General features: G+C 63.4%; 20 protein-coding genes. 12 read left to right on the top strand and 8 right to left on the bottom strand.

From position 1 onward, the window contains the following. Positions 1-11: 11 nt before the first annotated feature. The 3 genes from EOA19_RS17375 to EOA19_RS17365 are packed head-to-tail and all read right to left on the bottom strand — an operon-like array spanning position 12 to position 5,828. Complete coding sequence (locus EOA19_RS17375) at positions 12-3,362, bottom strand: error-prone DNA polymerase (protein ID WP_128304308.1); 3,351 nt, start codon at positions 3,360-3,362, stop codon at positions 12-14. Then, positions 3,359-4,834: a DUF6504 family protein gene (locus EOA19_RS17370; protein WP_128304307.1), complete on the bottom strand. Its 1,476-nt coding sequence runs from the start codon at positions 4,832-4,834 to the stop codon at positions 3,359-3,361. The genes EOA19_RS17375 and EOA19_RS17370 overlap by 4 nt, the downstream gene beginning before the upstream one ends. Continuing rightward, positions 4,776-5,828: a hypothetical protein gene (locus EOA19_RS17365; RefSeq protein WP_128304306.1), complete on the bottom strand. Its 1,053-nt coding sequence runs from the start codon at positions 5,826-5,828 to the stop codon at positions 4,776-4,778. Before EOA19_RS17365 ends, EOA19_RS17370 begins: the two co-directional genes overlap by 59 nt. 183 nt (positions 5,829-6,011) lie before the next feature. On the opposite strand from EOA19_RS17365, the gene EOA19_RS17360 reads away from it, so the two are divergent. Further along, on the top strand, positions 6,012-6,434 hold the full coding sequence (locus EOA19_RS17360; RefSeq protein WP_023763026.1) for a metallopeptidase family protein: 423 nt from the start codon (positions 6,012-6,014) through the stop codon (positions 6,432-6,434). 31 nt (positions 6,435-6,465) lie between these two features. Here the strand turns inward: EOA19_RS17360 and EOA19_RS17355 are convergent, their stop codons facing one another. Beyond that, on the bottom strand, positions 6,466-7,152 hold the full coding sequence (locus EOA19_RS17355) for a TetR/AcrR family transcriptional regulator (RefSeq protein ID WP_128304305.1): 687 nt from the start codon (positions 7,150-7,152) through the stop codon (positions 6,466-6,468). A 169-nt stretch (positions 7,153-7,321) separates the two neighbouring features. On the opposite strand from EOA19_RS17355, the gene EOA19_RS17350 reads away from it, so the two are divergent. Next, on the top strand, positions 7,322-8,008 hold the full coding sequence (locus EOA19_RS17350) for a hypothetical protein (RefSeq protein ID WP_206638048.1): 687 nt from the start codon (positions 7,322-7,324) through the stop codon (positions 8,006-8,008). Here the strand turns inward: EOA19_RS17350 and EOA19_RS17345 are convergent. Both EOA19_RS17345 and EOA19_RS17340 read right to left on the bottom strand, forming a co-directional pair. Continuing rightward, a complete protein-coding gene (locus EOA19_RS17345) occupies positions 7,995-8,201 on the bottom strand; it encodes a DUF1737 domain-containing protein (protein ID WP_013528780.1) in 207 nt (68 codons plus the stop codon). The genes EOA19_RS17350 and EOA19_RS17345 overlap by 14 nt on opposite strands. A 51-nt stretch (positions 8,202-8,252) precedes the next feature. Then, the gene (locus EOA19_RS17340) at positions 8,253-9,143 is read right to left on the bottom strand and encodes a CoA ester lyase (RefSeq protein ID WP_128304304.1); all 891 of its coding nucleotides are present in this window, start codon (positions 9,141-9,143) and stop codon (positions 8,253-8,255) included. Positions 9,144-9,664: 521 nt separating this feature from the next. Here EOA19_RS17340 and EOA19_RS17335 point away from each other — a divergent pair. Genes EOA19_RS17335 through EOA19_RS17320 form a run of 4 tightly spaced genes read left to right on the top strand, consistent with a single transcriptional unit; the run spans position 9,665 to position 14,687 of the window. Beyond that, positions 9,665-11,203 carry a DUF4173 domain-containing protein gene (locus tag EOA19_RS17335; protein WP_128304303.1) on the top strand — a complete coding sequence of 513 codons (1,539 nt, stop codon included), beginning with the start codon at positions 9,665-9,667 and terminating at the stop codon, positions 11,201-11,203. Between the two features lie 3 nt (positions 11,204-11,206). Then, positions 11,207-11,899, top strand: a complete 693-nt coding sequence (locus EOA19_RS17330; protein WP_128304302.1) for a response regulator transcription factor — start codon at positions 11,207-11,209, stop codon at positions 11,897-11,899. Next, the gene (locus tag EOA19_RS17325) at positions 11,890-13,491 is read left to right on the top strand and encodes an ATP-binding protein (RefSeq protein ID WP_128304301.1); all 1,602 of its coding nucleotides are present in this window, start codon (positions 11,890-11,892) and stop codon (positions 13,489-13,491) included. The genes EOA19_RS17330 and EOA19_RS17325 overlap by 10 nt, the downstream gene beginning before the upstream one ends. Positions 13,492-13,520: 29 nt before the next feature. After that, positions 13,521-14,687 (top strand): FAD-binding oxidoreductase, encoded by a 1,167-nt coding sequence (locus tag EOA19_RS17320; RefSeq protein ID WP_128304300.1) that lies wholly within the window; start codon positions 13,521-13,523, stop codon positions 14,685-14,687. A gap of 222 nt (positions 14,688-14,909) precedes the next feature. Here the strand turns inward: EOA19_RS17320 and EOA19_RS17310 are convergent, their stop codons facing one another. Continuing rightward, positions 14,910-15,335 carry a GNAT family N-acetyltransferase gene (locus tag EOA19_RS17310; RefSeq protein ID WP_023810899.1) on the bottom strand — a complete coding sequence of 142 codons (426 nt, stop codon included), beginning with the start codon at positions 15,333-15,335 and terminating at the stop codon, positions 14,910-14,912. A gap of 127 nt (positions 15,336-15,462) precedes the next feature. Between EOA19_RS17310 and leuD the strand changes: the two genes are divergently transcribed. The 6 genes from leuD (at position 15,463) to EOA19_RS17275 (ending at position 19,887) form a co-directional block, all read left to right on the top strand. Beyond that, entirely contained in the window at positions 15,463-16,068 is a 606-nt protein-coding gene (gene leuD / locus EOA19_RS17305) for a 3-isopropylmalate dehydratase small subunit (RefSeq protein ID WP_023810900.1), read from the top strand. Between the two features lie 84 nt (positions 16,069-16,152). Then, positions 16,153-17,082 (top strand): hypothetical protein, encoded by a 930-nt coding sequence (locus EOA19_RS17300; RefSeq protein WP_128304299.1) that lies wholly within the window; start codon positions 16,153-16,155, stop codon positions 17,080-17,082. A gap of 312 nt (positions 17,083-17,394) precedes the next feature. Next, positions 17,395-17,778, top strand: coding sequence for a RidA family protein (locus EOA19_RS17290; protein WP_128304298.1), 384 nt, complete (start codon positions 17,395-17,397; stop codon positions 17,776-17,778). A gap of 13 nt (positions 17,779-17,791) precedes the next feature. Next, positions 17,792-18,142, top strand: a complete 351-nt coding sequence (locus tag EOA19_RS17285; protein WP_128304297.1) for a VOC family protein — start codon at positions 17,792-17,794, stop codon at positions 18,140-18,142. 160 nt (positions 18,143-18,302) lie between these two features. After that, a complete protein-coding gene (gene leuB / locus EOA19_RS17280) occupies positions 18,303-19,406 on the top strand; it encodes a 3-isopropylmalate dehydrogenase (protein WP_023814440.1) in 1,104 nt (367 codons plus the stop codon). A gap of 4 nt (positions 19,407-19,410) precedes the next feature. After that, positions 19,411-19,887 (top strand): GNAT family N-acetyltransferase, encoded by a 477-nt coding sequence (locus tag EOA19_RS17275; protein WP_128304296.1) that lies wholly within the window; start codon positions 19,411-19,413, stop codon positions 19,885-19,887. Here EOA19_RS17275 and EOA19_RS17270 read toward each other — a convergent pair. Continuing rightward, a complete protein-coding gene (locus EOA19_RS17270) occupies positions 19,884-20,546 on the bottom strand; it encodes a DUF805 domain-containing protein (RefSeq protein ID WP_023814442.1) in 663 nt (220 codons plus the stop codon). The genes EOA19_RS17275 and EOA19_RS17270 overlap by 4 nt on opposite strands. Positions 20,547-20,576: the final 30 nt, after the last annotated feature.

The raw sequence follows: 20,576 nt of genomic DNA, 5'->3' as shown, positions 1-20,576 counted from the left end.
AGTTTTTGACACTACTGAAAATTCCGTCCCTTGGGCATGACCCTTTCCGCTTCTTCCGACAGCATTGCGAGATCCTGCCGGATCGGTGCGCTTTGTTTGGCGGGGCTGGAGCGATCCGAACGCTCCTTGGCGAGGTCTCCCGGAGGAACCGCCGGGATGGCCCCGCTGACCTTCTCCAGAAGCACGGTCAGCCAGGGCGTCAGATCCTCGATCCTCTCGGCGACGATGTGGACCACGCCCGATTCCGACTGCAATTTTCCGGTGACCTTGACGAAACGGGCACCCATGACGATGGGTCGGTAACGGTCGAAGGTTCTTTGCCAGAAGATGACGTTGGCCACCGCCTTGTCGTCTTCCAGCGTCAGGAAGATCGCGTTGCCCTTGCCGGGACGCTGCCGCACCAGCACGAGGCCGGCGACGGAGACGCGCCTGCCATCGCGCACGGAAGGCAGGTTCGCATTGGGGATGACGCCGGCGCGGTCGAGCCGCTCGCGCAGGAAGGCGACCGGATGCGCCTTCAGCGACAGGCCGAGCGCGCGGTAATCATGGATGACATGCTCGCCGAGCGGCATTTTCGGCAGCTTCGTCTCGGGCTCCAGCTCGCGCAGGCGAAGCGCCGGCTGGTCGAACAGCGGCAGCCTTTCGGCGGCGCTCTTGCCGTCGAGCGCGCGCACCGCCCACAAGGCTTCGCGACGATCAAAGCCGAGCGAGCGGAAGGCATCGGCTTGCGCCAGCCGCTCGATCTCGCCGACATCGAGGCCGGAGCGCAGCCAGACATCCCGGACGGATCCGTAGCCTGAGCCGCGCCGTTCGACGAAGGCCGCCATGCGCTCCTTCGACAGGCCCTTGATCTGGCGGAAGCCGAGCCGGACGGCATGCTTCGTCTCGATGACGCCGCGCATCTCGGCATGGCGCGGGAGGATACGGGTCGGATCGAAAGGCGCTTTCTCCAGCGTGCAGTCCCAGACCGAGAAATTGACGTCGATGTCGCGGATGTCGACGCCATGGTCGCTTGCGTCGCGCACGAGCTGGGCCGGCTGGTAAAACCCCATCGGCTGTGAATTCAGGATCGCGGCGCAGAACACGTCGGGATAGAAGGTCTTGAACCAGCAGGAGGCGTAGACGAGCAGGGCGAAGGAAGCGGCATGGCTTTCGGGAAAGCCATATTCGCCAAAGCCCTCGATCTGCTTGAAACAGCGCTCGGCGAAGTCTCGTTGATAGCCTTTCTTGACCATCCCTTCGACCATCAGCGTTTCATAGTTTTTGATCATGCCACTGCGCTTAAAGGTGGCCATAGCGCGTCTTAGCTTATCCGCCTCACCAGGCGAGAAGCCCCCGGCATCGATCGCGATCTTCATTGCCTGCTCTTGAAACAACGGCACACCGAGAGTTCGCTCCAGAATGGCTTGAAGTTCCTTGCTCGGATACTCGACCTTCTCCTTTCCCTGCCGTCGACGAAGGTAGGGGTGCACCATATCGCCCTGGATAGGACCGGGTCGCACGATCGCCACTTCGATGACCAGATCATAGAATGTGCGGGGCCTGAGACGCGGCAGCATCGACATCTGGGCACGCGATTCAATCTGAAAGACGCCCAATGTGTCGGCACGGCAGATCATGTCGTAAACGCGGCTATCCTTTTGCGGAATTGTCGCAAGGGTCAGCCGCCGGTCATACTTGTCCCTTACTCCGTAGTGGGTTTCCAGCAGATCGAAAGCACGCCTCAGGCAAGACAGCATGCCAAGCGCCAGCACATCGACTTTGAGGATGCCGACATTATCCAGGTCATCCTTATCCCATTCGACCATCTTGCGTTCGTCCATCGCCGTCTTGACGATGGGCACGATCTCATCGAGCCGGTCTTTGGTGATGACGAAGCCGCCGACATGTTGCGACAGATGACGGGGAAAGCCCATGATATCGTTGGAGCGTTCGATCACCAGTTTTGCCAGCGGGTCGGTGCGGTTGATGCCGCCAGCGTGAGCCTCCTTCTCGCCAAGTTCGGAGGTCGACCAACCCCAGATCGTGCTCGCCAAAGCGCTTCTGACATCTTCCGACAGGCCCATTGCCTTAGCCACTTCGCGTAGCGCCGAACGGCCGCGATAGCTGATGACGGCTGCGGCCAAGGCTGTGCGTTTGGCGCTGTATTTATTGTAGATATAGGCGATGACCTCATCACGCCTCTCATGTTCGAAGTCGACATCGATGTCTGGAGGTTCGTCGCGCTCCGTCGAAACAAAGCGCTCGAAAAGAACGTCCAGAAGGCCAGGATCTACCTCCGTAATCTCCAGACAATAGCAGATGACGGAGTTTGCGGCGGAGCCGCGACCCTGACACAGAATGCCGACCTCTTCCGAACGCGCGAACCGAACGATGTCGCGAACGGTGAGAAAATAACGGGCGTATTTCTTCTGACCGACAATTTCGAGTTCGTGCCGGATGAGTCCTTCCACTTTGTCAGGGATGCCCTCGGGGTAACGTTTCCTGGCGCCCTCCCAAGTCAATCTCTCCAGTTCCGTCTGAGGGTCGACGCCTGCCTCAGTCGTCTCCTCTGGATAGTTGTGCTTCAGCTCCTCAAGGGAAAAACCCAGGCTTTCCGCAAACCGCAAGGTCTCGGCCAATGCTTGCGGATGCCTGCGGAACAGGCGCGCCATCTCCATTGGCGGCTTCAGATGGCGCTCGGCATTGGCGGTGAGTTGCAGCCCGACCTCGGCGACGGGCGTGTTGAGGCGGATCGCGGTCAGCACGTCCTGCAGCGGGCGCCGTTCGGCCGTGTGGTAGAGAACGTCGTTGGTCGCCATCAGCGGAATACCGACGCTCTCGGCAAGAGCCGCGGCCTGCTCGATGCGGAAACGGTCATTGCCGGCGTAGTCGGGCGAAACGCCAAGCCGCAGGTTCCTGCCGAAGCGGCCTTTGAGGCCTCGAAGCAGGGGAAGACTATCTTCCGCGCCCGCCGACAGACCGGGCAGGACTGCCAGTGACATCAGGTCACCCCATTCGAGGAGGTCGCCGCGCTGGAGAAGGGTGGCGCCTTTTTCGTTCTCGTCGCGCAGATTGGCTTGGGTGAGCATGCGGCACAGATGCCCCCAGCCCTTGCGGTCCTGGGGATAGGCGAGGATGTCCGGCGTGCCGTCGCCAAAAACCAGCCGGCAGCCGGGATGATAGGAGAGTGTCTCGACCTTGGCCTGCTGCCAGGCGCGCACCACGCCGGCCACCGTGTTGCGGTCGGCAAGCCCGATCGCCGAGAAGCCCAGGAGCTTGGCCGCGACCACCAGCTCCTCCGGCTTGGAGGCGCCGCGCAGGAAGGAGAAATTCGACTGGATGCCGAACTCGGCAAAGGGAATGACGGTCAGCGCGTTCATGCGAAGACACCATGCATGAACCAGCGCGGCGGCACCTGCGTGTTGCCGTAAAGACCTTGCCGGTAAAGCCAATAGCGGCGACCATCGGCGTCCTCGATACGGAAATAGTCGCGGGTTGACGTGATCGGATCGCTCGCTGCCTCGCGCCACCATTCGGCGGCGATGCGTTCCGGCCCTTCGGCGCGCGTGACCCGGTAGAGCGCGCGCCGCCAGCGGAAGTTCAGCGGTGGTCCTTCCGGCATTTCAGTGGCCGGCACATCGATGGGTTCGGGCGAGCGGAACAGCCGGATCGGCCGTTCCGGCGGAAAAATGGTTTTTGGTGCCTGCAGCCTGTCCGGCTTCTTCGGCGGCGTGGTCCGGCGCGGCGCTTCGGTGAAGGGGATCGTGGCGACGGCACGCTCCGGCAGATGGCTTTCGACCGCGACCGGCCGGAGAACCGCCCCCTCGCCGAGCCGGGCGCGGATGCGGTCGGCGAACAGCGCGATATCGGCACCGTCGTCGGTCGTTTCGCCAGTCAGATCGGCCTGCTGCATGCCGAAGGTGGCTGCCGCCAACACCGAGAGCCGCACCAGATCGAAACCATAGCCGGCATCGATATCCTGTTCGAGCGCGGCCAACCTTTCATGGAACAGTTTCTGGATCAGCATGGGTTCGCGCATCGGCCGCGAGGTGCCGAGGGCGATGCGGCTGACGGCGCCGTCGACGCGAAAGAGCAGCAGCGCCAGTGTCCTGGCACCCTCGCCGCGGCGCTCGAGATCGGTTTTCAAGGTCGCCGCCAGCATGCCCACCAGCCGTTCGATGTCCTCGGTCAGGGTGATGGGTTCGGCGAGGTGGCGTTCGACCGAAAGCGGCGCGACGGGAAGGCGCGGCGAGACTGCCTCGTCGAGGCGGCCAAGCGCCTGATCGAGGCGCAGGAGCAGCAAGGTGCCAAAGCGGCGGGCGAGCGGCGCGCGCGGTGCCGCCATGACGGCGCCCGCCGTGCGCAGGCCGACGCTTTCCAGGCTGGTGCGGGTCGCCGGTTCGATGCGCAGCGCGGCCAGCGGCAGGGGTGCCAGCAGCGCCTCCTCCTCGCCTGACACAACGATGCGGTCGCCGCAAAACCGTGCCGCCGCCCAGGCCGCGCCCGGCGTCGCGGCAAGCCCGGCACGGACATCGAAACCCTGATGGAAGAAGCGCGACAGGATGTCGTCCAGCATGGCACGTTCGCCGCCGAACAGATGGGTGCAGCCGGTGACGTCGAGAAACAGGCCGTCCGCGCCATCCAGCGCCACCAGCGGGGTGTAGCGGTCGCACCAGTCGGCAAGGCCTTCGAGCAGGCGGCGGTCGGCTTCCGGATCGGCCTCGACGATGTCGATCGACGGATGCATGGCGCGCGCATCGGCGATGCCCATGTCGCGCTTCAGGTGCAGCGCCTCAGCCCGCTCGTCGAGGGCCGAGATGCGCTGTGCGTTGCGGTCGCGATGGCTGATCACGAGCGGCGGGTGAGATGGGTGATCCGACGGCCGGGAACGCCAGGACCGCCCCAGACGCTGGCGCAGGACCCTTTCCGCCGCCAGATAGGGAAACCACAGGGACAGGATTCTTTGGCCGGTTTCTTTCCCCACCTGCTCCTTCGTCGCCCGCTCTTTCGTCGCCCGCTCTTTCGTCGAATGCGCATTCATCGGGATTCCACTCCAGTGTGAATTGTCCAGGCAGGGCCGTGCGGCTCTTGCCGATGGTGAGGGTGAAGGCCGGGCGGCCGATCGAGCCGGCCAGCGGCCCGGCGATGGTGTCGCGCGGCACCGCCGGTGCCGACGTGACGATGAGGCGGACGGGTGCCGCCGTCGGTTCGGGCTCGGCCGCCTGCCGCAGCAGGAACACCGGGCGGCCGGCCGCTTGCGCCCTTGCATGCAGCCGGCGTGTCGCGGTCAGGTCAAGCCGCTGCGGATTGCCGCGAATTTCGAGGATGACCGCGGCGAGCGCCGTCATCCGGGCCGCCTCCTCGGCGACCCACAGCGCCTCGACAAGTCTCGGTGCCTCGGAAAACAGCAATTGCTCCGGCTCGATGCCGAACGAGGCGTGAAGCCCCCTGGCATAGGGAAAGCCGGCCTCGCGAAAGATCTCCGATGTGCCAATCCACAGCACCGGCAGCCCCGGCGTTTGCTTGAGGATCAGGCTTGTGAGCGACAAAGCGAAGCCGGCGACGGCCCCGGCATCGCGGGTTTGCGTGCCATGGATTTCGCTCAGGGCGGCCTTCGGCAGGCCGCCGCTCAGGGCGGCGTCGAGGCGCTCGACGCCAACAGGCAGGAACGCATCCGGCAACGCCGCGGCAATGCCACGCCGGACGATTGTGAGATCGGTGTTGACGTCGGCATCAAAGGGCGCGGCGGCCGGCGCGGCCAAGCGCTCGGGCAGCGTTCCCTCGATTTTCGCGATCTGGCGGCGCAGGGCAAAAACAGTCTCCCGCGCCACAGCGGTCATCGCCATGACGGTCAGCTTCCACTCACATTGTTCCTGTTATGTTCTCTATAGATTCCAGAGCGCATCCCAAGAGTCAAGCAGACACATAGGGAATTTATTCCTCTCGGCATGGATGGCGCAGGCGCATCGGCCCGTGTCATTTGCCGATTACGGTGCGAAAGCCTATATGCCGGGATCAAAGGACAAAGCATGGCCCGCATCTACAAGACCCGCACCTGGCACGACGAACTCTCGCCCTCGATGGACGAAATGGAGTTCCTGGCGCTGGAGGCGTACGCCCATCTGCCAGAGGATTTTCGCAAGCTGACCGGCGAGATCGTCATCCAGATCGCCGAATTCCCGACCGACGAGATCATGGACGATCTGTCGCTGGAAACGCCGTTCGACCTGCTCGGTCTGTTCGAGGGACGCGGCATCGCCGAGCGCTGGAACCCGCAGACAGGCGAAGGCCCAAACCGGATCACGCTCTACCGCCGCGCCATCCTCGACTACTGGTCCGAGAACGAAGAGACGCTGGGCGACATCGTCACCCACGTGCTGATCCACGAGATCGGTCACCATTTCGGCCTGTCGGACGATGATATGGAGAAGATCGAAGAGGCGGCGGAATAGCTGGTTCCTGCGTCGCGTGAAATGTCCATTCCTATCCAGTCGGTCCAGAACCCAGCGGCGGCAAGGGTTTCTGGGATCCCGCTTCAGATAGGTTGGTCATTCGGCTGATGAAAAGATGCAGCGCCTTGCGCACGGCGAGCGATGGCGGCTCGGACGGATGCCACTCCGGAAAATGACCATCAACCACCATTCGTGCCAACCCATAGACAAAGGCACGAGCGGCAAGAACCAGATGATCGAAATCCGCGTTCGCAGCCAGTTGACCCTGGTGTTGCGCTTGGGTCAGCAGGTCGATCATCTTCCGGCGAATGGCCTCATTCTGACCGCGAAGACTGTCCGACGCGTCGAAATCAATCAGGGTTCGGGAACTGATGATCTGGAAATGCGTGGGATTGGCGATCGCCCATTCCAGATAGCCTTGTCCGATTGCTTCGAAGGCCACGATGGGATCCGCGCTGTCGACTGCTGAAAGTGCATTGGCAACGGCCTCTGTCAGCCGGTTCATGGCCTGTTCGGCGACCGCGGTCAGCAGCGCTGTTTTCGACTGAAAATGCCGGAAGGGGGCGCCGGGGGAAACGCCGGCCCGCTTTGCGGCTTCGCGCACGCTTACATTGTCGGGGCCGCCTTCCTCGACAAGTTGAATTGCAGCATCGATCAACGTGTCGCGCAAATTGCCATGGTGGTAGCCGGTGCGGCGAGGCGTCTTGGCGTTTGCCATCTCTTTTCCTTCGTTCCGTAGAGCTGCTTCACGCGTTTGTAGCACGATCCGCGATTTATGTAATCACTGTTTACAATGCAGACAAGAGCATGTAAGCAGTGATTACAGATGGGATCGGAACAGGCCTGCGGTCTTCGCGGCTCCCGTTTTCCCAGTTGAGGAGACGACCATGCTCGCCACAACCGCCGAACCCCGCCGTCCGCAATCGACTATTTCGCTTCGGAGTCCAGCCGAAGAAGCTCAACACAAGGAGAATTCCACGACCATCCAGTCGAGCGCGGCTGTGCCCAGCGCTACGCTTTATCGGCTTGCCTCCGCGGCCGGCGTCGGAAGCGCGCTTATTCTCCTGGTCAACGCGGCCAAACGCAGCTCGCTCATCGCGACCACCGATCTGACGCAACTTCTCGCACCGGTCGCCGAGATATTGGCGCTTGGTCTTGTCGTCGGCCTGTTTCTTGCGTTTGGCCGGCGCGCGGGCCTGTTCGGCACCATCGCGTTTGTCATCAACTTCGTTGCACTGGCAAGTTTGGTCGGTGTGGAAGTGGTGATCAATCTGGTATTTTCGAAACTTCCGCTGACAACCATCATCGAGCTGCGCGCCGGCCCTCTCGGACTGGCTTTGGTCGTCAGTTCGTTCCTTTTTCTGCTTGGGACACTTGCGTTTGTAATCTCTCTTGTCGTTGCAAGAGGCGTTCCGCGCATTCCACTCGCCCTCTATTTCATTGGCGCGGTGCCTATCGCGCTCCGTGCGTTCGTGCCGGAGTGGGCTCTTGACCTGGGCCTGGTGACGCTTGCGGCAGCCATCGCCTGGCTGGCCGGCTGGCTGTGGATGCGAGCGGAGCCTACCAGTCGCTGAGCTTCGTATCGGGTCCGTATTCCTGGCCGTCTATATCCTTGACCACGGCCTGGCCGCAACGCATCGCTTTGGCCTTCTTGTCGTAGGCATAGGTCGGCGAGCCGAACAGGTGCCAGCCCTTGTTCAGCGCCGCCGTCACCTTGTGGCAGAAGCTGGCATCGTCCGGAGCGGACAGAAAGCGGTAGAGTTTCATTGTTCAATTCCTGTCGTGAGTAGCTATAGCTCGCCCGCATCCATCGAGCATTTATGACCCGATGGCGGCTGCCTTCGCCAGCAGTTTTTCGGCCTGCGCCAAGTGCAGCCGCTCGACCATCCTGCCGTTCAGCGCGATCACGCCCTTGCCGGCATTTTCCGGCAGCGCGAAGGCTTCCTTCACCGAGCGCGCCTCGGCCACCGCTTCCATGGACGGCGCAAAGGCTCGGTTCGCGGCTTCGATCTGGGCCGGGTGGATAAGGCTCTTGCCGTCGAACCCCATGGCTGTGGCTTCCGCGCATTCATGTGTGAAAGCGTCGAGGTCACGAAAATCGTTGGAGACGCCGTCGAGCATGTCGATGCCGCCGGCGCGCGCGGCCAGCACCATCTGCATCAGCCATGGCACGAGGTAGCGTCGATCAGGCGTTGCCAGAATGCCGGTCTCCTTGAGCAGATCATTCGTTCCGGCAACGAAACAATTTAGCCGCGAGGCCGGATCACGGCCAAGCTCGGCGATGGCGCCGATGTTGAGCAGCGCCTTGGGCGTCTCGATCATCGCCCATAGTTTCACGCTATCGGGGACAAAATTGTCGTCAAGCACATCGCCGGCCTCGAGCAGGTCGCGCGGCGTGTCGACCTTGGGCAGAAGGATGCCGTCGGGCTCACAGCTTGCGGCAGCCAGCAGGTCGTCGGCGCCCCATTCGCTTGATATCGCATTGATGCGCACGATCACCTCGCAGCGTCTGCCAATATGGCTGGCAACGGGATGGCCGGCGAAAATGCTGGCCAGTTTTTCGCGGGCAGTGATCTTGTCGGCCGGAGCGACGGCGTCTTCCAGATCGATGATGATTGCGTCGCAGGCAAGCTGCGCGATCTTGGCCAACGCCTTGTCGTTGGAGGCCGGGATGTAGAGCACGGAGCGGCGCGGGCGGTAGGTTTCCATGGGTGATCTATGCCGCCTGCGGGCGGTCGAGGCAAGCGCCCGACTTGTACCTGAGGCGAGCCAATCGCGAAAGCTGGTGCTGCCCCTCACCGTCCTGCCGGACATCCCCGTAAACGGGGCGAGAGTAGCTGGCCGCAACGCCGGCGCCTTTCTTGCGACGCTGGAGATTGGCGAAACCGGAGATAAGAGCATCCCTCGCCCCGTTTACGGGGAGAGGATGCCGGCAGGCAGGCGAGGGGCAGCGCCCACGTTAGAAAGATGGCGAATTCAACCTCAATTGCCTGCACGAAAACTGCACAGGCTTGCGGAAAACCTCCTCGGATCCGCCCTGCCGTCTCCCCGCCGCCCTGCGAGACAGGCACCATGCAAAAGAGAGCAAAACCCCGTCTGCCTCACCGGCTGCGCAGCGAAGGCTGGTGGCTAGCCGATCCGCTGCGAGCGTGTCCTGTCGCAACCCTCATTCCCTTTGTCCGCAGAACCCCGCCGGCAATCCGGCCGGACGCCATCAGGAAGGCCAGGTCATGATATCCTTCTTCACCGCCGCGCCAGGCTATTGCACCCGCTTCGGTGTCGCCATCCTGCTGGCAGCACTTGCGGATTCTCTCTTTTATGGCCAACCCGCCGGCATCACGGTTTTCCTGTTTGCCACCCTGATTGCCGCCGCGGTGGTCGCCGTGCATCCCGCAGCCTTCAGCGACGGCAGGGTCTGGCTCAAGCCCGCCGCCCTGCTTGTCGCGCTGCTGCCGCTCGCCGAGAACATCAGTGCCTTGTCGGTCTCGATCGCGCTGGCGGCGCTGACCGTCTTTGCGCTTTCGCTGAGCGGGCGGCTGCGGCACAGCATCGCGCGTACTGCCGGCCAGATCGCGCTGTTCGGGCTGGCGGCGCCGTTCCGCTTCGCCAACGATTTCATCCGCTGGCGCAAGACGGCGCGCCGGTTCGGCCGACGGCGCATCCGGCTGGCGGCGATCGCCGTCTGGGTGATGCCGCTGACGCTGGGTGCGGTCTTCCTGGCGCTGTTCGGCGCCGCCAATCCGGTGATCGACTACTGGCTGTCGCTGATCGACCTCGTGAGGCTGCTCGATCTTATCCAACTGGCGCGGATTGCCTTCTGGCTGTTCGTGCTAGCTGCTGTCTGGGCTTTTCTGCGGCCGCGCCTGCCGCGCCTGGTTCGTCGCATCCCGCACGCGGCGCCGGCCGTCAGCGCTCAAGCCGACAAAACCGTCACCACCATCGAAGACATCCTGTTCGGCAAGGCCGCCATCCTGCGCGCCCTGATCGTCTTCAACGTCCTGTTTGCGCTGCAGACGGCGCTCGACGCCACCTATCTGTGGGGCGGGGCGGCCCTTCCGGACGGGCTGAGCTACGCGGCCTACGCGCATCGTGGCGCCTATCCCTTGATCGTCACCGCGCTGCTTGCCGCCGGCTTCGTGCTGGCGGCGCTGCGGCCAGGCAGCGAGACATCGGCCGATCCGCTCATCCGCCGCCTGGTCTATGCCTGGGTGGCGCAGAACATCATGCTGGTCATTTCGTCGATCCTGCGGCTCGACCTCTATGTCGGCATCTATGCATTGACCTACTGGCGCGTCGCCGCCTTCGTCTGGATGGGGCTGGTCGCATCGGGGCTTGCCCTGATCATCGCCCGCATCGCACTGGGAAAATCCAACGAATGGCTGCTGTCCGCCAATCTTCTGACGTTATCTCTGGCGCTTTATGCCGGCTGTTTCATCAATTTTGCAGCGACGATCGCCAACTACAATGTCGACCATTCCCTCGAAATGACCGGCCAGGGCATTCCCCTAGACGCCTGGTATCTTCACTCGCTCGGTCCGGGCGCGCTTCCCGCACTCGATCGGTTCCTCGAGCAGCAGGGCAAGACGGCGGCCGCCGGCACTGTCCGCGAACTGGCTGGCGTGCGCGGCAGCGATGAAATCTGGTATCGAACTATCCAGCAGAACTGGCGGGCCTGGAGCTTTCGCGACTGGCGGCTGCTTCGATATCTCGACACCAAGGGGCCGTTCGTGATTCCCTCCGCAATCGAACTTTCCATGCCGGGCCGCTGATCCATGCCGCATCACATCCTCGTCGCCGACGATGACCCGCACATCCGCGAGGTGATCTGCTTTGCGCTGGAAAAGGCCGGCATGAAAACGACAGGGGTGGCCGACGGTGCCGCCGCCCTGCAAGCGATCGGCCGCCGGGCGCCGGATCTTGTCGTGCTCGACATCGGCATGCCGGAGATGGACGGGCTGGAGGTCTGCCGGCGACTGCGGCACACATCCGATGTGCCGGTGCTGTTCCTGTCCGCGCGCGACGAGGAGATCGACCGCATCCTCGGGCTCGAAATGGGCGGCGACGACTATGTAACGAAACCATTCAGCCCGCGCGAGCTGGTCGCCCGCGTCAACGTCATCCTGCGGCGCGCCCGCCCGGCGGCGCCCGAACCGGTCGACGACAGGCAGTTTTCGCATGGCAAACTGGCTCTGGCGCCGGCCAGTCACGCTGCCAGCTTCGACGGCAAGGCGCTTGCCCTGACGGGGATCGAATTCTCGATTTTGAAAGGGTTTCTGACGCGGCCCGCGCATGTGCTCGACCGCGACGCGGTGATGGCCAGCGCCTATGCCGCAAACATCCATGTCGCCGGCCGAACCGTCGACAGCCATATCCGCAACATCCGCGCCAAGCTGGCAGCAGTGGGTTGCCTGGATGTTATCGAGACGGTGCATGGCGTCGGCTTCCGGCTCGGTCGATGCGGCTGACGACTTCCGGCAAATGGGTCGGCCGCAAATGGCGGCCACGGCTTGCCACGGTCGTCGTCGCCATCCTGATCATGGTGATGGCCCTGCCATTGGTCGGCTTGTTCTTCTTCCGCCTCTACGAGAACCAGCTGATCCGTCAGACCGAAGCGGAGCTGATCGCGCAAGGGGCGGCCATCGCCGCTATCTATGCGCAGGATGTGCGCGATGCCGGCATCCCGCCGGAAAAACTCGGCGCGCCGATGCCGGGGCCAAGCGGGGATTCAAGCCGAAGCGTCAATCCTGACCCGCTGTACAGGCCGATCGAGCCGCAGCTCGATCTCGCCTCCGACTATGTCCTGCCAACTCGCCCAGCGGCTACGCCCGCGACCGCCGATCCTGCCTTCGCCGCGATCGGCGCCCGCCTGTCCGGCATTCTCGACGCCACGCAGAAAACCACGCTAGCCGGCTTCCGGCTGCTCGATCCCCGGGGCGTCGTCATCGCCGGTCGTGGCGAGGTCGGCCAATCGCTCGGTGCGGCCGAGGAGGTGCGCACAGCACTTGCCGGTCACTATGCCAGCGCGCTCAGGCTGCGCATTCCCGACCAGCCGACGCCACCGCTCTATTCGGTCAGCCGCGGCACCAAGGTGCGTGTCTTCGTCGCCCTGCCGGTCGCCGTCGATGGCCAGGTCGCGGGCGTTGTCTATGTGTCGCGGACGCCCAACAACATCATCAAGCATCTCTATGGCGAACGCGGCAAGGTGACCTTGGCGGCGATTGCCATTCTCGGCGGCACGCTGCTCATCGGTCTCATCTTCCTGCGCACCGTCAGCCGGCCGATCTATGCGCTGATCGACCGCACCGAGCGCATCGCCGCCGGCGACCGCACGGCGATCCGGCCGCTCGACCATCACGGCACGCGAGAGATGGCGGAGCTGTCCGCAGCCTTCCTCGACATGGCCGAAAAGCTTCAGGCGCGGTCGGACAGCATCCAGACTTTCGCCACCCATGTCTCGCACGAGCTCAAATCGCCGCTGACGGCGATCCAGGGCGCGGCCGAATTGCTGCGCGATTCCGGTGGCGCGATGGACGATACGGAGCGGCGGCGCTTTTCCGACAATATCGTCACCGACGCCGGGCGGCTCAATCTGCTGGTTCGCCGTCTGCTCGACCTAGCGCGTGCCGAAAACCTGGCGCCGAGCGGCGAAAGCACATCGATCGGTGCGGCGCTGGCGCTGCTGCCCGTCGACAACAGGCTGGCGGTTTGCGTCGGAGCCGGCGGCGACATCAGATTGCGCATATCGGCCGAGAACGCGGCTATCGTGCTGGCCAATCTCATCGACAATTCGGCCAGGCACGGCGCGACGGCGGTTTCTGTCTCCGCTACGAGCGCCGACGGCAAGGCGAGCATCCTGGTCAGCGACGACGGCGCCGGCATTTCGCCGAGCAATCGGGCGCGCATTTTCGAGCCGTTCTTCACCACGCGGCGCGAGCAGGGCGGCACCGGCATGGGGCTCGGCATCGTGCTGGCCCTCCTGAAAGCGCATGATGGTATGATCGCGCTGGTTGACAGCGAACGCGGCACGCGCTTCGAGATCATTGTGCCGGTGGCGTGACGGACACCATCGGCCGGATCGGAGAAAAAATGCGCTACGACATCGTCATCATCGGTGGAGCCATCGTCGGCTCCTCGGTCGCCTATTACCTGCGTGAGCAAGGGTTTTCCGGCACGATCGCGCTGGTCGAGCGTGATCCGCAATTCGCGCATGCGGCAACGACGCTGTCCATGGCTTCGATCCGCCAGCAATTCTCGATCCCGGAAAACATCCGCCTGTCGCAGTTCACGCTAAAACTGTTCCGGCGGCTGAAGGAAGAGTTCGGGGATGATGCCGATATCGGCTTTCGCGAGGGCGGCTACCTCATCCTTGCAGGCGAGGACGGCTTGCCGATCCTCAAGAGCAATCACGAGGCGCAGATCGCGGAGGGCGCCGACATCATGCTCGAGGATGCCGACCAGCTTACCCGCCGGTTCCCGTGGCTGTCGACCGAGGGCATTTCAGCCGGCGCCTATGGCCGCACCGGCGAAGGCTGGTTCGACGCGCATGCGATGCTGACGCTGTTCCGCAAGGCGCTGCGGCAGAAGAAAGTCGATTTCATCACCGCCGATGTCACCGCCATCGCGCGCGATGGCAATCGCGTCACCGGGGTGAGCCTCGGCAATGGCGAGACGCTGAAGGCCGGCATCGTCGTCAACGCCGCCGGCCCGAACGCCGGCAAGGTGGCTGCCATGGCCGGGCTTGAACTGCCGGTCGAGCCGCGCAAGCGCAATGTCTTCGTCTTCGAGGCGCGCGAGAAATATGCCGGCATGCCGCTGCTGGTCGATCCCTCCGGCATCTATGTCCGTCCGGAAGGCTCGGTCTACCTCACCGGCGGCGCCGAACCGGAGGAAGGCGACCGCGCACCCGATCCCGGTGACTTCGAGGTAAACTGGCCGCTGTTCGAAGAGGTGATCTGGCCGGTGCTGGCGACCCGCATTCCCGCCTTCGAGGCAATCAAGCCGACCCGCGCCTGGGCCGGCCACTACGACTACAACACGCTCGACCAGAACGCGGTGATCGGTCCGCATCCCGAAGTCGGCAATTTCATCTTCGCCAACGGATTCTCCGGCCACGGCCTGCAGCAGGCGCCGGCGGTCGGCAAGGCGCTGGCCGAACTGATCGTGCATGGTGGCTACCGCACGGTGGACTGCTCGGCGTTTGGGTATGAGCGGGTGGCGGAGGGAAGGGCGTTCCGGGAATTGAATGTGATTTGAGCGATCAGCGCAGACCGCCGTTCTGTCGAGTTCCCCCCTCTGGCCTGCCGGCCATCTCCCCCGCAAGAAGGGAGATCGGCAGTTTCAGCGCCTTGCTCTTTCCTGCAACGCAGGAATTGGCGAAAGCGGTGAGCGCTCAATCTCCCCCCTTGCGGGGGAGATGTCCGGCAGGACAGAGGGGGGCGCTGTCCCGCTAGCCGTTGCAAGTCAGGTGACCGCACGTCAGCCCTTGCGGTCGAACCAGAAGGCATCCGCCATGCGCTTCATGCCGATACGTTCGTAGAAGCCGACGGCGTCGGGCATGGAGATCAGGCTGATGGCGACCGATGGTCCAAGCTGCCGCCGCGCCTCGTCCATCAGGCCCTTGCCTATGCCGAGCCCCTGCGCCGATCGGGAAACGGCGAGTTCGGAGATGTAGCAGACCCAGGAGAAGTCGGTGATCGCCCTGATAACGCCGATCAGCGGCTTGCCCTCGACGTCGAGGCGCGCGGTCAGCACCAGGTTGGCGCCCGACAGCATCGCCCGCAGCCGTGCTTCATCATCGACCGGTCGTGTCTCGCCGAGGCCGGATTCGACCAGCACGCGCCGGAATTCGGCGATGTCGAGCGCGGCTTCGCTGTTATAGAGGACGTGTGCGTTTTCTGCCATGGCCGTCAGACTGCACCATCGGGCTGGCTTGTGCCACCATGCACGAACAGTTGCCTTTTATTTGCCGCCGGCTTTGTGTAAACCGGCGTCAGCAAATTCCCCCGCAACGAAAACACGGGCAAAAGCCATGGAAAAGTTCACCAAGCTCACCGGCGTCGCCGCTCCGATGCCGATCGTCAATGTCGACACCGACATGATCATCCCGAAGGATTACCTCAAGACGATCAAGCGCACCGGGCTCGGCACCGGCCTGTTCGCCGAAATGCGCTACAAGGACGATGGCTCGGAAAACCCGGATTTCGTGCTCAACAAGCCGGCCTACCGCAAGGCGCAGATCCTGGTCGCCGGCGATAATTTCGGCTGCGGTTCCAGCCGCGAGCACGCACCATGGGCGCTGCTCGACTTCGGCATTCGCTGCGTCATCTCGACCTCGTTCGCCGACATTTTCTACAACAACTGCTTCAAGAACGGCATCCTGCCGATCACCGTCAGCCCCGAGGATCTCGAGAAGCTGATGGACGACGCCTCGCGCGGCTCCAATGCCACCGTGTCGGTCGACCTCGAAGCCAAGGAAATCCGTGGTCCCGACGGCGGTGTCGTGACCTTCGACCTCGACGACTTCAAGCGGCACTGCCTGCTCAACGGGCTCGACGACATCGGCCTGACCATGGAGAAGGCCGGCGCCATCGCCTCGTTCGAGAAGCGAAACGCCGAACAGCGCCCCTGGGCCTGAGCGGTACACACTCCAGGCGGAGGCCCGGCCGCTTTTCAGGCCTTCGTTGCGCCGGGTTCGTTGCGACTGAGTGGAGGGACAGTCATGACACGTTTGCTTCTTGCCGGCGTTTGCGGGCTGGCCTTGTTGCTGGGGCAAACCGTGAGCGCGTTTGCGCAGACACAGGGACCCGCCACCCAGCCGGCCCCGGCGACGGACCAGCCGTCCGCCGATCAGGGGACGAACGCCGCCGACGCTGCCGATGACGACAAGCAGGCGCCCGTCCCTTTCGAAGGCGGCACGCTGACCATCACCCAGAAGGAACAGTATGGCGAGAAGGTGCTTGCCTATGACGGCCAGCAGCTGGCCACGAACTATGACGTCTTCTTTGACAGAATCGTGGAAGTCGGCGGCGTCAAGGTGGCGCTGTTCGATGTCGGCGACGGCGGCAACCAATGCGGGCCGGCGACGGTGATCGTCTGGAAACCGGAAGGTGGCACGATCCAGAGCACAATGGTCGAGCAGGACCAGTGCGGCGCCCCGCCCTCGGCGGTGTCCGACAATGCCATCTATTTCGTGCCGTATCTGTTGCCGGGGGATGAGAAACCGGCTTTGCAATGGTCGCCGACCGATGGGCTGACGATTTCGGGCAACCTGACCTACATGCCGGAACCCGGCACGGACTGGAAAGACATCGATCCGGAAAAGTACCAGAACATCATCGACGCCTTCCACAACGAGGCTGTCTACAAGGAAGCCGAAAAGCTGCTGGGCAAGGACATGCCCGATATGGCGACCAGCCTGCTGGTCGGCGGCGGCACGGAAAAGACCGCTTCGGGCGCCTTCTACGCCAGCGGCTGCGTGCCGCATGACTGCGGCGGCAATGACGGCTTCATGGCGGTCGACCCGGCTCAGCACAGGCTCTATTTTGCGCGCCGCGGCGACAATGGCAAGCCGCAGGCGTGGCCTGATGTGGCGACATGGCCGGCCGATGTGAAGGCGGCGTTGGACAAGGCGCTGGGGTCTGCGAACTAGGCATTTCGGCGGTGAACCAAAAACTGTTTCGCCGCGATCCTTCACACCCCCCTCTGCCCTGCCGGGCATCTCCCCCGCAAGGGGGGAGATCGGCAGCTTGGCCGCTCTGCCTATCTCTGCACCGTTTGTAACTGGCGAAAGCATTGGAGACATCCGATCTCCCTCCTTGCGGGGGAGATGGCCGGCAGGCCAGAGGGGGGTGCTGTCCCGCCGACATAAAAATGCCTTTGCAGCGCCAGTCGCTCTGCGTTGACCCATGGTCAGATCTGCCCTTTCCCTGCAAAATGGCCCACCACAACTCACGAGAACCCCATGCGACAACTGATCTCCACCGGTTCGCCCTTCGAAAAGACCGCCGGCTATTCGCGCGCGGTGGTGCAGGGCGATTGGTGTTTCGTGTCGGGAACGACCGGCTACGATTATGCGACGATGACGATGCCCGATACGGTCGAGGCACAGACGCGCAATTGCCTGGCGACGATCGGCAAGGCGCTTCGTGACGGCGGCTTCGAGATGACCGATGTGGTGCGGGCGCATTACTACATCACCGACCAGGCCTTCGTGGATATCGTCTTCCCGATCCTCGGCGAGACGTTCGGCGACATCAGGCCGGCAGCAACGATGATCGTCTGCCAACTCAACAAGCCGGAAATGAAGATCGAGATCGAAGTCACCGCGCTGCGGCGCACGGCATGAAGGCGGGCCGACAATGAAAGTCCGGCGCATCGTTGCCAACATTGAGACATCGGACATCGTGGCGGCAAAGCGCTTCTACCAGGATGTGCTGGGCCTCGACCTTTTGATGGATCTTGGCTGGATCGCCACCTACGGCTCGCAAGCAAAGATGGATGTCCAGGTCAGTTTCATGGCGCAAGGCGGCTCCGAAACGCCGGTGCCGGATCTTTCGATCGAGGTCGATGACGTCGATGCGGCGCTCGATGCCATGAAAGCGGCGGGCTTCGCCATCGAATACGGACCGGCCGACGAGCCCTGGGGCGTGCGCCGCTTCTACGTCCGCGATCCGTTCGGCAGGCTGGTCAACATTCTCTCGCATCGGTGAAGGCAAGGCGCTGCAATTTGCGGGAGGCTGGCGGGGCAGAGGGGGGCGCGAAGGATCGCAAACGAACGAGGTTGTTCTTGATCGCTGCGTTACTCCTTGCGCACAACCGGCTTGGCGTTTAGCAAGGCCGCGGTTCAAATCTTTCCAGGACGGTTTCTCCATGGCAACGAAGCATCTTTTCCTGCTCCCCGGTGACGGCATCGGTCCCGAGGCCATGGCCGAGGTCAAGAAACTGATCGCGGTCATGAACGACAAGCTCGGCAGCGGTTTTGCCACCGATGAGGGGCTGGTCGGCGGCTGCGCCTATGACGCGCATGGCGCGGCGATCTCCGATGCCGACATGGAAAAGGCGATGGCGGCCGACGCGGTGCTGTTCGGCGCCGTCGGCGGTCCGAAATGGGATGCGGTGCCCTACGAGGTGCGCCCTGAGGCCGGCCTGCTGCGCCTGCGCAAGGACATGGAGCTGTTCGCCAATCTGCGCCCGGCCATCTGCTATCCGGCGCTGGCGGCGTCCTCCTCGCTCAAGCAGGAGGTGGTCGAGGGTCTAGACATCCTCATCGTGCGCGAGCTGACCGGCGGCGTCTATTTCGGCGAGCCGAAGCAGATCATCGATCTCGGCAACGGCCAGAAGCGCGGCATCGACACGCAGGTCTACGACACGTTCGAGATCGAGCGCATTTCGGGCGTCGCCTTCGAACTGGCACGCACGCGCAAGAACCACGTCACTTCGATGGAAAAGCGCAATGTGATGAAGTCGGGCGTGCTGTGGAACGAGGTCGTCACCCAGACCCACAAGGCGCGCTATTCCGACGTCAAGCTCGACCACATGCTGGCCGATGCCGGCGGCATGCAGCTGGTGCGCTGGCCAAAGCAGTTCGACGTCATCGTCACCGACAATCTGTTCGGCGACATGCTGTCCGACATCGCCGCCATGCTGACCGGCTCGATCGGCATGCTGCCGTCGGCCTCGCTCGGCGCGCCTGACGTGAAGACCAAGAAGCGCAAGGCGCTGTACGAGCCGGTGCACGGCTCGGCCCCCGACATCGCCGGCAAGGGCATCGCCAACCCGATCGCCATGATCGCGTCCTTCGCCATGTGCCTGCGCTATTCCTTCGGCATGGTCGAGGAAGCCGACCGCGTCGAAAGCGCGATCGCCGCTGTGCTCGACGCGGGCCTGCGGACGAAAGACATCATGTCCGATGGCATGACCGAGGTCGGTACGGTCGAGATGGGCGACGCGATCATCGCCAAATTCCTGGGCTGATATCGTGACGGTCGACGTCCGCTGGGCGACGATCGAGGACGCGACGGCGCTCGCGGCCATATTGTGCGAGATGGCGGTTCACTACCGGCAGCCACCTCTCGATGCCGGCCGGGCCGTGTCTGCCGCACGAAAATGGCTTGGCGAGGAAAGCCCGGCCTATCTGCATTTCGCGCTTGCCTTCGTCGACGGCGAGGTCAGCGGCCTGGCGTCGGTGGCGATCGCGCACCCCGGTATCGATCTCGAGCGGCTGCTGTTCCTCAAGGACCTGTTCGTGCGCGACAAAGCCCGCAACGCCGGCGTCGGCCGGGCGCTGATCGGCTTTCTCGCCGATCATTGCCTGCGCGAAGGCATCGGCCGCATCGACCTGACCACCGAGGACTGGAACGAGGGCGCGCTGCGTTTTTACGGCCGGCTTGGCGCCGAGCGCCACGGCCAGGAGGTCTTTCTCAGGCTTTCGGGTGAGGCGTTGAAAAGCGGCTAGATCCTGACGCCTGCCGGCACTGGTCCCCAAGGATTTTCGCCCACCTGGGACGGCAGAAGTCCGAAGACCAGCAAGGCAATGCTGCCAATGGGAGTGATGAAGCCCAGCAGTGCAAACCAGCCGCTCAGACCCGCGTCATGCACACGCCGCACGACGAGGGCAATCGACGGCAGGATCAATCCCGAAAAGAAAACCAGGAAGGGTATGAGCCCTATGGCCCTCATCGTCGTCCTGTCCGCATTGGTTTTGAAGCCATTGAACGCTAGGTCAACGAGTATTCCGAAGCCTAGAAGCGCCAATATCCCGAGGGTGTAGAATAGCCAGAAGGCCCAGAATTCCTTGCGGCGGGCGCGACCTTTGAAATTGCTATAGTCCGCAATTATCGCGCGCCAGAAGTAAGCCCACAGACCCATGGAATAGGCGGGCCTGCTCTCGGCCGAACGGCGTGGCTGGCCCGTGCTTGGCGATGGCGCTGTCGGGGTGACGGCGACTATATCGTGCGCCGTACCGTCATCCGGTTGAAACTCGACAAGGGTGCCCCTGGCGAGGGTCACTTCATGGCTCACATCGTCACGGGCAAAGATATAACGCTTGCTGTCGATTCCGTCGATGTAGCCGTAGTCCTGATCCTGATCGTAGTGGAATATCGTGCCACGCATGTTTCTCCCCCGCGTTGCGCAAATACTACC

Source organism: Mesorhizobium sp. M7A.F.Ca.US.010.02.1.1, assembly GCF_004023085.1.
Taxonomy (GTDB): Bacteria; Pseudomonadota; Alphaproteobacteria; order Rhizobiales; family Rhizobiaceae; genus Mesorhizobium.
This window is presented reverse-complemented; position numbering and strand designations above follow the sequence as displayed.